The sequence below is a fragment of the Arthrobacter sp. AFG7.2 genome (assembly GCF_002892835.1).
Taxonomy (GTDB): domain Bacteria; phylum Actinomycetota; class Actinomycetes; order Actinomycetales; family Micrococcaceae; genus Arthrobacter.
On record NZ_PJMB01000001.1, the window covers coordinates 123,262 to 137,100 of the forward strand.

Here is a 13,839-nt window from a genome sequence, read left to right on the forward strand (position 1 = left end):
CCGGCAGCGCCCCGGGTGCACCCGGGGCACTGCCGGCGAGGGTGCGCCTACGTGCGGCCGATAAACCAGTCCTGGAGCTTCCGCAGGCGGGACTGCAACTGCTCCTCATTGGCCTGTGCCACAGGCGGGCCCCCGCATACCGTTCGCAGCTTGGTGTGGACCACGCCGTGGGGAGTCCCTGTGCGGGCAGACCAGGCGGCCACGTTCTTGGCCAGCTCGTTGCGGAGGTCCATCAGCATCCGGTGGTCGGGGATGGCCGGGGCCTGGGGTTCAGCAGCTGCGGGCGCCTTCCTGCTTTTCCGGTTCAGCTGCTCGTGCTGGCGCTGCCGCAGGAGCGTGCCCACCTGCTCGGCGTCCAGCAGGCCGGGGATGCCCAGGAAGTCCAGTTCGTCATCCGAACCCACTTCGCCGCCGGTGCCGAACTCGCCGCCGTCGAACAGCACCCGGTCAAAGGACGCCTGCGAATCCAGGGCCTCGAACTTGCCCTTGGTCAGGCTGTCGGAGGCCTTCTCCTCGCGGTTGGCCTCCTCCATGAGTGAGTCTTCCGGGTTAAAGAGCCCGTCTGCGTCTTCTTTCTCCGGGCGGTCCAGGGCGTGGTCCCGTTCAGCCTCCATGGAGTTGGCCAGTGCCATCAGCTGCGGAACCGAGGGCAGGAAGACCGACGCCGTCTCCCCCCGTTTGCGGGCACGCACGAAGCGGCCCACGGCCTGGGCGAAGAACAACGGGGTCGACGTCGAGGTTGCATAGACGCCGACAGAAAGCCGCGGCACGTCAACGCCCTCGGACACCATCCGGACAGCCACCATCCAGCGTTTCTCGCTGGCGGTGAACTCCTCGATCTTGCTCGATGCCTTCGCGTCATCGGACAGGATGACCGTGGGTGACTCCCCGGTAATCCTCTTGAGCTGCCCGGCGTAGGCCCGGGCATCCTCGTGGTCGGTGGCAATCACCAGGCCGCCGGCGTCGGGAACTGTACGGCGCACCTCGCTCAGGCGCTTGTCCGCGCCGGCCAGCACAGCCGGAATCCATTCGCCCGCCGGGTTCAGTGCGGTGCGCCATGCGTGGGACGTGATGTCCTTGGTCACGGCGGCTTCTCCCAGGGACGCGGCCATTTCCTCGCCGCCGCTGGTCCGCCAGCGCATCTGTCCGGAATAGGCCATGAACATCACCGGACGGACCACGTGGTCCCGCAGCGCGTTGCCGTAACCGTAGGTGTAGTCAGCCTTGGAACGGCGAATGCCGTCCCTGTCCTCGGCATACTCCACGAAGGGAATGGGGGAAGTGTCCGAACGAAACGGCGTACCCGTCAGGGAAAGCCGACGCACCGCGGGGTCAAAGGCTTCACGCAGGCCGTCGCCCCAGGACAGCGCCTCGCCGCCGTGGTGGATCTCGTCCAGGATCACCAGGGTACGCGCAGCTTCGGTCTTCGCACGGTGAAGCATCGGCTTGCTGGCCACCTGGGCATACGTGACGGCAACACCGATAAAGCCGCGGCCGTGCTGGCCGTCCGAGTTCTTGAAGTTGGGGTCGATGGCAATGCCCACCTTGGCTGCCGCATCCGCCCACTGCCTTTTGAGGTGGTCCGTAGGCGCCACAATAGTCACCCTGTTGACCGCGCCTGAGTCAATGAGCGTGGATGCCACCCGGAGGGCAAAGGTCGTCTTGCCGGCGCCGGGCGTAGCCACGGCAAGGAAGTCCCGGGGACTTGTCCTCAGGTAGAGGTCCAGGGCTTCCTGCTGCCAGGCGCGGAGTTTCGGGGCGGTTCCCCAGGCTGCGCGTTCCGGATAAGCCGGAGGCAGGGTGGGGCCGCCAAAAAGCGTCTCCGTCACTATTTGTTGTTGCCCGAGTCCCCTCCGGGACCCTTGCCGCCGTCGTTCCCCGGGCGGAGGCCGTCATAAACCTCTTTGCACATGGGGCAGACCGGGAACTTCTGCGGATCCCGGCCCGGGGTCCAGACCTTGCCGCACAGGGCAATGACAGGGTCCCCGGTCAGGGCCGACTCCATGATCTTTTCCTTCCGCACATAGTGCGAAAAGCGCTCACGGTCGCCCGGCTCCACCTCCTGGCGCTGTTCCTCGCGCTCAATGGTGGCTGTGGACGTTCCAGCCCCGGAAAGCTCGCGCATCGGGTCGTTGTCGAGAGGGTCCGCAGTGCTAGTCATGCGAACCATCTTAGCTGTTCCGGCGGCCCGGCGTTCGACGCCAGCGCGCCTCCGCCGGCAGAAACAGCCCTTCCGCAACGGCCGCCGCCGGGACCTTCCACCGGAAAACGTGCCCCGGTGCGCTGCCGCTAAATCCCCTGCCAGGCGGGCTTGTTGTCATAGGTGTGCCGGTAAAAATCCGCTAGCTTCAGTGCTGATGCCGCGGCCTCATCGAGCAGGACCGTGGCGTGCGGATGGAACTGGAGGATCGACGCCGGGCAGATGGCGGAAACAGGACCCTCCACAAGGTCGCGGACTGCCTGGGCCTTTTGCGCCCCAGTCGCCACCAGCATGACGTGCCGCGCATCCATGATGGTCCCCAGCCCCTGGGTGAGGACATGGTGCGGGACATCGGCGAGGCTGTCGAAGAAACGCGCGTTGTCCCGGCGGGTCTGTTCGATGAGGCTTTTGATCCGGGTCCTTGAGGTGAAGGAGGAGCCCGGTTCATTGAAGGCAATGTGCCCGTCCGTGCCTACGCCCAGGATCTGCAGGTCAACACCGCCGGCGGCGGCGATGGCTTCCTCGTAAGCACTGCAGGCAGCCGGGATATCAGCAGCGGAACCGTCCGGCCCATGCACGTTCTCCGGCCGGATGTTCACCCGGTTGGTGAATTCCCGGAGGACCACTTCGCGGTAGGACTCGGGGTGCCCCGGAGGGAGGCCAACGTATTCGTCCAGTGCAAAGCCGGAGGCACGGCTGAAATCCAGGCCGTCCCGCTCATGCCTCAGGGCCAGCTCATCGTAGACCGGCAGCGGGGACGAACCCGTAGCCAGTCCCAGGACGGCGTCAGGCTTGCGCCGAAGCAGCTCCCCGATGGCGTCAGCGGCAAGCTGTGCAATCTGTTTGCTCCCGTTGAGGATCACAACCTCCATGCTGTTCCTTCCACGAACTGTCAGCGGTTGACCGAGACCTGCGCCAGGAGCTCGGGTCCGCGGGCTTCCAGCCATTTTCCGCCGAGCCTCACGCCTGCTACAAACAGGCCCGTACCCAGGACTGTCCCGGTGGCGAGGTTGAGCCAGCCAAACAGGCTGTTGCCCGTCACGACCTGGGCGATGAGGAGCCCGACCTCGGGCAGGACCAGGAGCATCAGGACCAGCAGCCCTCCGAACTGTACGGCCAGGGTCTGTCCCACGTTGCCGGGCGGCTTCTTGAACGGGCTGTCGCCCGGCAGCGGAACGGCCACGGTGTAGCGGGCGGAGACAACCGAGGACAGCCCCAGCCCGGTGAACAGGATGCCCAGGCTCAGGCCCAGCTGGCCGGGCAGGCCCGCCCAGTCCCCCGTCAGGGCGGAGTAGCCCAGGGCGAACACCAGGACCACCGGCAGGGCGAAGGCAAGGCAGGCAAGGGCGCGGCCCAGCCGGTCCGCTACGCCCCGGACACCGGTGGCCAGATGAAGGGCAAAGGCAGTGTTGTCATAGGACACATCTGCGGAGATGGACCAGGCCAGGATGAACGCGGACAGCGGCGCCAGGACACCCAGGCTGGTGAAGTCCCCGGTCTGGGCTCCCTGGAAGGCCAGCACGACGGGAAGCAGCGGGATCACCACAAGTGAGCCCGAATACCTCGGATCCCGGAGCCAGTACGTGAGGCACCGTGCCATCACGGCGCCGGCAGGCGTTGCGGGCAACAGTGCCAGCAGGCCGAGCCTGCCGCCTTTCCGCTTCCCACTGCCGGCGTATGGAGGAGTTACCAGCGCCCGTTCCAGCAGGAGCTTCCAGGCCCAGGCAAGGGCGGCAAGCGTCGCGACCGAAATCAGCAGCTTCAGTGCCGCGGCACCCGTCTGGCCTGCCGCCACATCACCGGCAATAGACCACGGGGCGCCCAGCGGCGTCCAGGACAACGTCCGGACAAAGCCGGGCAGTTGCCCGAAAGACACGGAGATGCCTTGGCCCAGTCCCGCCACAAGCGGCCCCAGCAGGACGAGCGGCACTATGAACGCGATGGCACTGATGTCCTTGAACCGGCGTGAGGCCGCCAGGCTTGCAGTTGCGGTGGTTACCACTTTGGCAAGAACCACGCAGGTCAGCACGCCCAGCACTGCTCCCACAAACGCGGCGAGGGCAGGAAGGACGCCCCGGGACCAGGTAACCACTGTGGACAAGGCAACCAGGGACGTTGCCACTCCGGGAATTCCGATCAGGCCGCCGAGGGCCAGGCCTGCCAGCATCTGCTTCATGGGAATCGCAAAGGTGGTGAACCGTGCAGGGTCCAGCGTCATGTCCGTGGCAGACGCAATCAGCGGAACAAGCCCCCAGCCAAGGATGGCGGCGGAACCCACCAGTACCACAACCGTTTGCGCAAGGTCGTCCGGCTGGCCGCGCAGCAGCACCAGTGCCGTCACCAGCGTTGCCACCACGCCCACAGCGTAAAGCCCGGCGAAGGCCATGCCCACCAGTTGCCACGGGCTGCGCCGCAATCCGTTCCGCAGCAGGATCAGCTTGAGCCTTAGGAGGTGCGCAACCATTCCAGCCCTTCCGTGTGGCTCCGGCCGCCCACCAGCTGCACGAACCGGTCCTCGAGGGTTGCACCGGCGCGCACCTCGTCGACGGTTCCGGCGGCAAGCAGGCGGCCGCCGGCCACCACCGCCACGTGGTCGCACATCCGCTGCACCAGGTCCATGACGTGGCTGGAAACGATGACGGTGCCGCCGGACCGGACATAGCCGTCGAGGATGGAGCGGATGTTGGCCGCAGAAACGGGGTCCACCGCCTCGAAAGGTTCGTCCAGGACCAACAGCCTGGGCGCGTGGATCAGCGCGGAGGCCAGCGCAATCTTCTTTGTCATGCCGGCCGAGTAGTCCACCACCAGTGTGCCGGCGTCGTCCTGGAGATCCATGGCGATAAGGAGGTCGGCAACCCGGGCGGCGACAACGGCTTTGTCCATCCCGCGCAGCAGCCCGGCGTAGGTGATCAGCTGCTCGCCGGTCAGCCGGTCGAACAGGCGCACCCCGTCCGGAAGGATGCCCATCAGCCTTTTGGCTTCGAGCGGGCGCTGCCACACGTCCACGCCGTGCACCGCGGCTGTTCCGAAGTCCGGACGCTGGAGGCCGGTTGCCATGGAAAGGGTGGTGGTCTTGCCGGCGCCGTTGGGACCAACAATGCCGTAGAAGGATCCGGCAGGGACGTCCAGGCTGATGCCGTCGACGGCGATCTTCCCGCCGAAGCGCTTGGCCAGCCCGCGGATGGACAGGGCGGGCACGGCCGGAGCGGAGTGGGGTTGCCCCACTGCGCCGGAGTGCAGCACAGGGTCGGGTTGCAGCACAGGGTCGGGTTGCGGAGCAGTCATGAAGCCAGACTAGCCCTCCGGTCCCCGCCCCGGGGTCCTCCCGGAGGAGTAGTGAAATAGGCGTAGGGGCGGCCGTCCTAACGGACCTTGCGGATACGGATCGGCCCCCTGGCAGCGGTCGGGTCCACCACCGATCCACCCTGGGTGACCTGGACCTCCCCGGCTTCGACCAGCCGCCCGGCAGCCCTGCGTGCAGGCTCCATCAGGTCCCGCCAGTTCTCGCCGCCCACAGCACGGGCCGCCTCGGACGGGCAGATGGTGGAGGTGGCGGCCCTGGCCGCCAGGAGTTCCAGGATGACAGCTTCCAACTGCCGGCCAATCCTGTCAGCGGGGATTGGTCCGTCAGCGGGCCTTGCCGTCTTGTCACCGGCCGCGGCCTTTCCACTGTTGCTGCCGGCCATCCGCTGTCCCATCAGAAGGATCGCCGGGGGACTGCACGCTCGTATTGCGGCGGCCACGCCATGTCATGACCCAGCTCGAAGGCGGCACGCAGCCACCAGTGCGGGTCCCGCAGCGCTGCCCTCGCAATGAGGACACCGTCCGCTTGCCCGGTGGCAACGGCGTGCTCAGCCTGCCCCGCCGAGGTCAGCAAACCGACCGTCCCCGTGGCCACGCCGGCTTCTTTCCGGATGGCGGCGGAAAAACCGGTCTGGTACCCAGGGCCGGCCTTGATCTGCTGATGGGCAACTGCTCCCCCGCTGGACACGTCAATGAGATCCACACCGTGGCCGGCTGCCTCCCGTGCCAGGTGTACGGAGGCGGCCAGGTCCACGCCGCCTTCTGCCCAGTCGCTGGCCGAGATCCTGAGGAGCAGCGGCATGGACTCCGGAATGACAGCGCGCACGGCGTCAACCACTGCCAGCGTCAGCCGGTTCCGTCCCGTTTCGTCGCCGCCCCAGGAATCGGTCCGCATATTGATCAGGGGGCTTTGGAACTGGTGCAGCAGGTAACCGTGGGCACCGTGGATTTCGATCGTGTCGAAGCCGGCGTCCACGGCCCGCCCGGCGGCGGCAGCGAAGTCGCCAATTACACCGTTGATCTGATCTTCGGTCATCTCAACGGGTACGGCGTACCCGTCGAAGGCCACCGGTGACGGACCGACGGTGGTCCATCCGCCGTCGGACTCCGGCGCACTGCCGCTCCTGCCGGAAAAAGGCCAGTAGGTGGAAGCCTTCCTGCCTGCATGGGCGAGCTGGACGCCGATTTTGGCTCCCGCCGCGCCGTGACGGTGCACGAAGGAAACGACGCGCTCCCAGGCCTCCGCCTGCTCATCGTTGTAGAGGCCGGCATCGCGGGGACTGATCCTGCCCCCGGCGTTGACCGCGGCAGCCTCAGTGAGGATCAGCGCGGCGCCGCCCACTGCGAAAGATCCCAGGTGCATCAGGTGCCAGTCGTTGGGGACTCCCGGGGCGTCGTCGGGATCGCAGCTGTACTGGCACATCGGCGACACCCAGCCGCGGTGCTGGAGCTCCAGCGAGCGGAGCTGCAGCGGCTGGAACAGCGCCGGCACTAGAAGAGCACCCTCGCGAGCGCCTGGCGGGCCTTGCCTACGCGCTCGTCCGCGGCGCCCACCACATCGAACAGCTCCAGCAGTCGGACTCGGGCAGTCTCACGCTCCGGCCCGAAGTTCCTGCCGATAAAGGACACCACGCGGCTGAGCGCATCTTCCACATGGCCGCCTGCCACATCGAGGTCCGCCACACCCAGCTGTGCGTCAAGGTTGTCGGGCTCGTTGGCCGCCAGGGTCCGGAGGGCGTCGCTGTCCTGGGCGGAAAGCGGCTGCAGCCTGGCCATCAGCTCCACCTGGGCCAGGCCTGCCTTTGCCTCATGGTCCGCCGGCATTTCAGTCAGCGCCTGGCGGTAGGCGGCAGCTGCTGCCGCGTAGTCCCCCGCCTCGATGGCGTCATACGCTGCCTGGTGCAGCGGCGGCAGCGGCGCCGGGGCGTCCTCATCGGCGGCGCCCGCGCCCAGGCTTCCGGTCACACCGTTCGCTGCTGCCACTTTCAGCAGTTCGTCAAGGAGGGCGCGGACCTGCTGCTCATCGGCGCCGCCTTGGAAGAGCGGCACCGGCTGGCCTTTCAGGACGGCCACGGCGGTGGGAACGGCCTGGACCTGGAAGGCCTGGGCCAGTTGCGGGAAGGCTTCAATGTCTGCGGCGCCGAGGACCAGCCGGCCGGCGTAGCCTGCCACCACCCGCTCCAGCACCTCCAGCATGTTTGCGGACTCCGGTGAATAGGAGGCCCACAGGGCGAACACCACCGGCACCTGCGCCGAAAGCTCCACCAGCTGCTGGAAGTTGCCCTCCGTGACGTTGACACTCAGTTCGGGGGCACCGGCCTGCGCTCCTGCCTGAGCGCCCTCCTGCGGTGGTGTTCCACTTCCGGCAGGCGGGGCCGGGCGCTGCTTGAGAGCGGAAAGGTCGACGGCGCCGCGCAGGTTAAGCAGGTTGGCAGCGGCAGGAGGGACTGGGCGGGAAGCTGGCGAACTCATGCTTTCCACTCTAGCCACTCCGGCCGCTGCCGGGGCTACTGCCGGAACCGGGGTTACTTGAAGCTGGCCCCTGTCAGGCCGCGGGTTGCGGCGACAAGCCTCATCGGGTCAGTCGATCCCGCCGGCGGGATGTAAACGCCCACTGACTCGGCAAAGCTCAGGACCATGCCCGTGGTGGTTTCCTTGCCGCCTGCCAGTGCAGCTGCATCGTCACCGATGGTGAGCTTGTCACCCGCGGCCTTCGGCGTGCCCTCGAAGCCGAAGTTGATCCGGCCCAGTACCAGCGCACCGCCATCGGCCGTCCGGAAAACAACGGTGCTTTCCGGGACCACCTTGTGCGTGAAGGAGAAGTTGCCGTTTTCGCCGGCCTTCACCACTTCAGCCTGGTAGGACAGGGTGTCGGCGATGTACGGCGAGGATTCCCCTTCAACCAGCTTGTCCTTGAAGGCCGAGTCCGGGGTGGTGAGGCGGTCGGCAAGGCCGGACAGGGCTTCTTCACCGCTGTAGAGCAGGCCTGTCTTGTCGCCTGCAGCCAGTGTCTCGGTACCGTCCCGGCTGATGGTGGGGAACGTGGTTCCCGGCTGGAGCGGGTTGGTTTCCACCAGCTTGTAGTTCTCCCGCGGAGAGGACTGGACGAGTGTCAGGAGTTGCGGCACCACATTGCCCTCACCCTGGGTCACGGCCATGACCGACCTCGGCCACTCAGGGTCGCTGGTCACCACAGTGGTGAGGAGTTTGGTGGAACGGACCGGCATGCGCGCCTCGTAGGAACCAACCTGAGAGCGGATCTTGTAATTCTGGGTGCGGACTTCCAGTTCAGTCCCGCCCACCCGGTCGGAGAGTTTTGCGGCGTCCTTGGCTGCATCGCCCGCGTCCACGGCGCTCGACACCTGTTCCAGGATCCGGCGGAACTGTGCATCCAGCAGGACGGGCGAAGCGGACGGCTTCTGGGCGGCAGGCGATGCGGAAGATGACGGGGCCGGGGAAGTCCCGGGCGCAGGAGAAGTCGCATTCGCAGCCGCACCGGTTCCGGCTACGACGGCTGCAGCAACCACACCTGCGGCTGCCATGGATACCCGCGACGACTGCCGTGCTTCACTGCGGACGCGGGCGCGCTGGGCAAAACCGCTGCCTTCGCCATTGCCTTCACCGTTGCGCTTGCGGGCAGAGAGCAGGGCAAGTGCGATGCCGGCCAGGATCAGGATCGAACCCAGGACCATCAACGGGATGGCCCAGGGGGTGGAGGTGTCGTTGGGGAAGGTCATGGAGATGGAAGCCGGGGCGGGCTGGGTGCCATCGGACGCCAGCAGGAGGGTCCAGTCGCCGTCAGCCGGCGGGGTCCATGAGTATTCGAGCTCGCCGCTGGCGTTCTCCGTGGAAACCCAGAGGTCGGAGCCCGCGGGGTTGGGTGCGGTGGCTTCGCCGTCGGCGTGCTCAACCTGAAGCGACTTTTCGTCCTCGGAAACCCCGGTGATGGTGTTGTGGGCTGCCTGGCCGATCCATGCATCCACATCGCCCGGACGGCCTGCTGCCAGCAGGAAGTTTCCGTCACCCTCGATGTTGATGGTGACGGACCCGCCGTGAAGGGTGCGCAGGTCCTGGTCAAATACGGTCAGCGGCGCAGCGGCAGCATCGGCCGGAGCGGAGGCAGTAAAGGTCTCGGAGGGAGCCCAGATGGTCCTCTGGCCGATACCTGCCAAAAGTGTCAGGAGGCCGAGCAGCACAAGTGCGACTGCAGTCTTTAAACGCAAGGGAACACCTATCATCAGCGGGGGTTTACCCTTCATGGTATCCGTTTTGTCATCGGGAGCCCGGCCCGGGGCTTTCCTGCGGACCTCCCGCGGACCACTGACCTGCCCCTTCATCTGCTGTTGACAAGGCTGCTGATAGTGTTTGCGATGATCATCACACCGGCCCGCGCAGGCGGCGCCATGTACGGAACAGGCCCCCAAAACCAGTGACTGACAAGACGGACGCATCCTCCGCGGCACCAGAGAACCCGGGGGGTACGCAGCCGCCGGCAGCCGGTCCCCAGGGTCCTGCAGCTGCCCGCCGGAAGAGGCCCGCCGCGGCTGCTCTTGGGCTTCTGGTTCACCGCCTGCGCCAGCCCCTGCCGGGTGCCCAGCCACGGCTCCGGTTCGAGATGCCGCCGGACTACGCGCGCCAGAACGGGGAGGGCGGCAGCGAGGAGGGCGAAGTGCAGCCGCAGTTCGGCAGCCCCGGCCCCCGGATTTCGCCGCAGCATCCCCTGTACCTGGGTTTTATGGGAACTGTCGGGGTTGGGCTTGCCCTGCTGGTCTACTGGATCGGTTCCAACACCACCCAGCTGCTGCTGTGGATCGTTGCAGCGCTGTTTATCGCGCTGGGACTCGAACCCGTGGTCGGCTGGCTGGAGGGCCGGAAAATCCCCCGCCCCGCCGGCATCCTGGTCTCCGTCACGGTTCTGGTGAGCGCCGTCGTCGGATTTTTCGCCACCCTGATTCCCACCATCGTGGACCAGGTCACGGAGATCGTCCAGCAGGCACCGGAGTGGATCCGCGATTTTATCGATTCCGAATTCTTCCGCAGCCTGGACGACCAGTTCGGCGTCCGTGACCGCATCACCGAAGAGCTGGACAAGTTCGTGAACGACCCCGCTGCAATGGGCGGAATCTTTGGCGGCGTCGTCGGCTTTGGTTCCACCATTGCCAATGGGCTTTTCGGCACCCTGATTGTCCTGGTGCTAAGCCTGTACTTCCTGGCCGCGCTGCCTGCAATGAAGAAGTGGGGCTATCGTCTTGCCCCGCGGTCCAGACGGCACCGGGTGGAAGCTTTGTCCGAGGAGATCACCCGCTCCGTGGGCAACTACGTGATCGGCCAGGCAGTGGTTGCCCTCCTGAACGCCACCTTCGCCTTCATCGTGATGTCCATTGTGGGCATCCCCTTTGCCCTGCTGCTGGCGTTCGTCGTGGCGCTGCTCGCCTTCATTCCGCTGGTGGGCGGCATGATCGCGGGGATTGTGGTGCTGCTGGTGTCGCTCACGGAAGGCTGGCAGACGGCGGCCATCTACGGTATCTGCTACTTCTCCTACCTCCAGTTCGAGGCGTACTTCATCTCCCCCCGGATCATGCAGAAGGCTGTGGCGGTTCCGGGCGCCGTGGCTGTCATCTCTGTCATCGCCGGCGGCAGCCTGCTGGGCGTGCTCGGTGCACTGATCGCCATACCCACGGCGGCTGCCGTCCTGCTGCTGATCAGGGAAATCTACATCGTCCGCCAGGACCAGCACTGATCCACGGCGCCGGGCGGGCCCTTACGCCTTACGCCTTACGCTGAGGCGGTAGCCGCGGGTCCGTCCCACTCCTGCGGCAGCCCGTCCGCCCCTGATCCTGCCTCGCTGACGTCATCAACGATCTCGTTAAGGACCCTGGCGGCGTACTTCTCGCCGACCCACAGGTGTTTGGCCCCGGCTACGCCCACGACCCGTGCCTGCGGAACCAGGCTGAAGCGGCCGGTTGCCTCATCGGGCTTGAGGTAGTCATCGTGCTCCGGCACAAGCACCGTGAGCGGCTTGCCTGACGCCGCCCACTGCAGCAGGTCCTTGTCCGTCGCACGGTGCAGCGGGGGCGACAGGAGGATGGCTCCCTCGATCTGCGATGCCACCGGTTCCACGGCTCCATACATCAGCGCAAGTTCGGTACCGAAGGACCATCCCACCAGCCACCGGTTGGGCAGCCCGCGTTCCACTGCGAAGCGGACCGCTGCCTCCATGTCGTGGCGTTCCCCGATCCCTTCGTCGAAGGCCCCGCTGCTGGTGCCGTGCGGGGATCCAGTTCCGCGCGTGTTGAACCGCAGCACGGCGATTCCGGCGAGCGCGGGCAGCCGGTAGGAGGCCTTGCGGTACACGTGCGAGTCCATGAATCCGCCGTGGGTTGGAAGCGGATGCAGGGTGATCAGCGTGGCATGCACGGGACCGCTTTCCGGCAACGACAGCTCCGCCACCAGGGTGTGGCCGTCCTCCGTGTGCAGCTTCACGTTTTCGCGCCTGGCGGGCAACACTGTGGAGGCACGGATGGGAGTGGGGCCTGGGCCCTGGCGGAAATCGTACGACGGCGGATGGAAAGTCATGCCTGCCAGCTTAGCGACAGCGGGAGCAACTTTTCCCGCCTCAGCGGTAGCGGTAACTCCGTGACATCCAGCAGTTGGTGTGCCAGTGCCGACGCTCGGCCAGGCCGGCGGCAGCACCGAACAGGTGGTCGTCCTTCCACACCACCAGATGGGCCACACCGGGCAGCACCGCTGTGGAGCATTCGGGGCAGATATAGGTCTTTCCGGCGTTTTTGGCGGTGATGGACCGGACCATCCACTCGCCGTCCGGGGCGCTCTCCCGCCGGGCGATGCCGGCCCGTGCCCGCTCCAGGTCCAGCTCGGGGACGTCCCGGCTGCCCTTCCTCCCGGCACCGGCTTTTCCGGACACGGAACCCTTTCCTGACACGGGGCGGCGGGGTCGGTTGGAGCGGGGCATGCATTCATTCTGCCCCAGCCGCCGGCCGGCTTCCTGCCCGGCGGCCCTCCCGGGAAGGGGCATCCCCTTCTCCCTGGGTCTGCGGCAGGCGGTAGTCTGTACGGCGTGCGACTTGTCATAGCCCGATGCTCCGTTGATTACGTTGGCCGGCTTAAAGCCCATCTTCCACTCGCCACGAGGCTTCTGCTGGTAAAGGCCGACGGTTCCGTCCTGGTCCATTCCGACGGCGGTTCCTATAAGCCGCTCAACTGGATGAGCCCGCCGGCCACGCTTCGGGTTTCCTCCCCCGAGGACGTGGATCTTGAGCTGGGGGTGGTGGAGCAGTGGACCGTGCAGTCTGCCAAGACTGATGACAGGCTCATCATCAACATCCATGAAAAACTCGATGAGACCTCCCACGATCTCGGCGTCGACCCCGGCCTGATCAAGGACGGCGTGGAAGCAGACCTGCAGCGGCTCCTGGCAGAGCAGATCGAAACTCTTGGCACCGGCTACTCGCTCATCCGCCGTGAATACTTCACTGCCATTGGCCCGGTGGATATTCTCGCCCGTGACGCGAATGGCGCCACTGTTGCCATCGAGTTGAAGCGGCGCGGCGATATTGATGGCGTCGAGCAATTAACGCGATACCTGGAATTGCTTAACCGTGACCCGCTGCTGGCCCCTGTCCGCGGTATTTTTGCCGCCCAGCAAATAAAGCCGCAAGCCAAGGTCCTCGCCAACGACCGCGGGATCGACTGCATTACCTTGGACTACGATGCGATGCGCGGCGTTGACGACAGTGAATCCCGCCTTTTCTGACTGCGGCCCTGCTCCGTTTCCCCTGCATAAGCTCCTGACATGCGCATTAACCTCCTTTTTGCCCAAAATTTGTCCGTTTTGAAGGCCAAACCGTTGACCTGCGGGAACGGGCATGAAATTCTTGTCTCAGTCTTTGTGTAGGTGTTTTTCATGCTCGCAAGACATGTTGCGAGCGCGAAGCTCCTGCACCGCCGGTTCCTTTCCCGGACGGCGAACCAGGATTCTTCTCGCGGAGTGACCAAGGCCGGCACGAGGTGTGCCGATCTTAAAAAGTTCCATAATGAGGAGAAATACATGGCACAGGGAACCGTCAAGTGGTTCAACGCTGAAAAGGGCTTCGGCTTCATTACCCCGGATGATTCGGACGGGGACGTCTTCGTCCACTACTCCGAAATCCAGACCGGTGGCTTCAAGACCCTCGATGAGAACCAGCGCGTTCAGTTCGAGATCGGCCAGGGCGCCAAGGGTCCGCAGGCTACCGGCGTAACGCTGGTCTAGTCCCCGCCTGCCAGCCGCACTGCGGCGGCAGCAAAACGATGGTCCCCGGCACATGTGCCGGGGA

Annotated in this window: 14 protein-coding genes; 3 read left to right on the top strand and 11 right to left on the bottom strand. The window is 66.0% G+C overall.

Annotated elements, in window-relative coordinates; translation table 11 throughout:
* Positions 1-47: 47 nt before the first annotated feature.
* The 9 genes from CXX84_RS00580 to CXX84_RS00620 form a co-directional block, all read right to left on the bottom strand.
* A complete protein-coding gene (locus CXX84_RS00580; protein ID WP_102974801.1) occupies positions 48-1,829 on the bottom strand; it encodes a DEAD/DEAH box helicase in 1,782 nt (593 codons plus the stop codon).
* Positions 1,829-2,170, bottom strand: a complete 342-nt coding sequence (locus CXX84_RS00585; protein ID WP_102974802.1) for a DUF3039 domain-containing protein — start codon at positions 2,168-2,170, stop codon at positions 1,829-1,831. Before CXX84_RS00585 ends, CXX84_RS00580 begins: the two co-directional genes overlap by 1 nt.
* A gap of 119 nt (positions 2,171-2,289) precedes the next feature.
* The gene (gene nagB, locus CXX84_RS00590; RefSeq protein ID WP_102974803.1) at positions 2,290-3,072 is read right to left on the bottom strand and encodes a glucosamine-6-phosphate deaminase; all 783 of its coding nucleotides are present in this window, start codon (positions 3,070-3,072) and stop codon (positions 2,290-2,292) included.
* Between the two features lie 20 nt (positions 3,073-3,092).
* Positions 3,093-4,664, bottom strand: coding sequence for a transporter (locus CXX84_RS00595; protein WP_102974804.1), 1,572 nt, complete (start codon positions 4,662-4,664; stop codon positions 3,093-3,095).
* Entirely contained in the window at positions 4,646-5,485 is an 840-nt protein-coding gene (locus CXX84_RS00600; RefSeq protein WP_223252911.1) for an ABC transporter ATP-binding protein, read from the bottom strand. Before CXX84_RS00600 ends, CXX84_RS00595 begins: the two co-directional genes overlap by 19 nt.
* A gap of 77 nt (positions 5,486-5,562) precedes the next feature.
* Complete coding sequence (locus CXX84_RS00605; protein WP_223252912.1) at positions 5,563-5,886, bottom strand: DUF3253 domain-containing protein; 324 nt, start codon at positions 5,884-5,886, stop codon at positions 5,563-5,565.
* A gap of 11 nt (positions 5,887-5,897) precedes the next feature.
* A complete protein-coding gene (locus tag CXX84_RS00610) occupies positions 5,898-6,995 on the bottom strand; it encodes an NADH:flavin oxidoreductase/NADH oxidase (RefSeq protein ID WP_102974806.1) in 1,098 nt (365 codons plus the stop codon).
* Positions 6,995-7,975, bottom strand: a complete 981-nt coding sequence (locus CXX84_RS00615) for a tetratricopeptide repeat protein (protein ID WP_102975322.1) — start codon at positions 7,973-7,975, stop codon at positions 6,995-6,997. Before CXX84_RS00615 ends, CXX84_RS00610 begins: the two co-directional genes overlap by 1 nt.
* 53 nt (positions 7,976-8,028) lie before the next feature.
* Entirely contained in the window at positions 8,029-9,741 is a 1,713-nt protein-coding gene (locus tag CXX84_RS00620; RefSeq protein WP_189337480.1) for a hypothetical protein, read from the bottom strand.
* 191 nt (positions 9,742-9,932) lie between these two features.
* Between CXX84_RS00620 and CXX84_RS00625 the strand changes: the two genes are divergently transcribed.
* Positions 9,933-11,243 carry an AI-2E family transporter gene (locus CXX84_RS00625; protein ID WP_102974807.1) on the top strand — a complete coding sequence of 437 codons (1,311 nt, stop codon included), beginning with the start codon at positions 9,933-9,935 and terminating at the stop codon, positions 11,241-11,243.
* Between the two features lie 35 nt (positions 11,244-11,278).
* Here CXX84_RS00625 and CXX84_RS00630 read toward each other — a convergent pair whose 3' ends face one another.
* Both CXX84_RS00630 and CXX84_RS00635 read right to left on the bottom strand, forming a co-directional pair.
* Positions 11,279-12,079, bottom strand: a complete 801-nt coding sequence (locus tag CXX84_RS00630) for an alpha/beta hydrolase (RefSeq protein WP_102974808.1) — start codon at positions 12,077-12,079, stop codon at positions 11,279-11,281.
* Positions 12,080-12,119: 40 nt separating this feature from the next.
* Entirely contained in the window at positions 12,120-12,476 is a 357-nt protein-coding gene (locus CXX84_RS00635) for an ATP/GTP-binding protein (protein ID WP_102975324.1), read from the bottom strand.
* 105 nt (positions 12,477-12,581) lie between these two features.
* Here CXX84_RS00635 and nucS point away from each other — a divergent pair, with 105 nt between their 5' ends.
* The gene (nucS, locus tag CXX84_RS00640; RefSeq protein ID WP_102974809.1) at positions 12,582-13,277 is read left to right on the top strand and encodes an endonuclease NucS; all 696 of its coding nucleotides are present in this window, start codon (positions 12,582-12,584) and stop codon (positions 13,275-13,277) included.
* Positions 13,278-13,571: 294 nt separating this feature from the next.
* Positions 13,572-13,775 carry a cold-shock protein gene (locus CXX84_RS00645; RefSeq protein WP_011692441.1) on the top strand — a complete coding sequence of 68 codons (204 nt, stop codon included), beginning with the start codon at positions 13,572-13,574 and terminating at the stop codon, positions 13,773-13,775.
* Positions 13,776-13,839 lie beyond the last annotated feature (64 nt).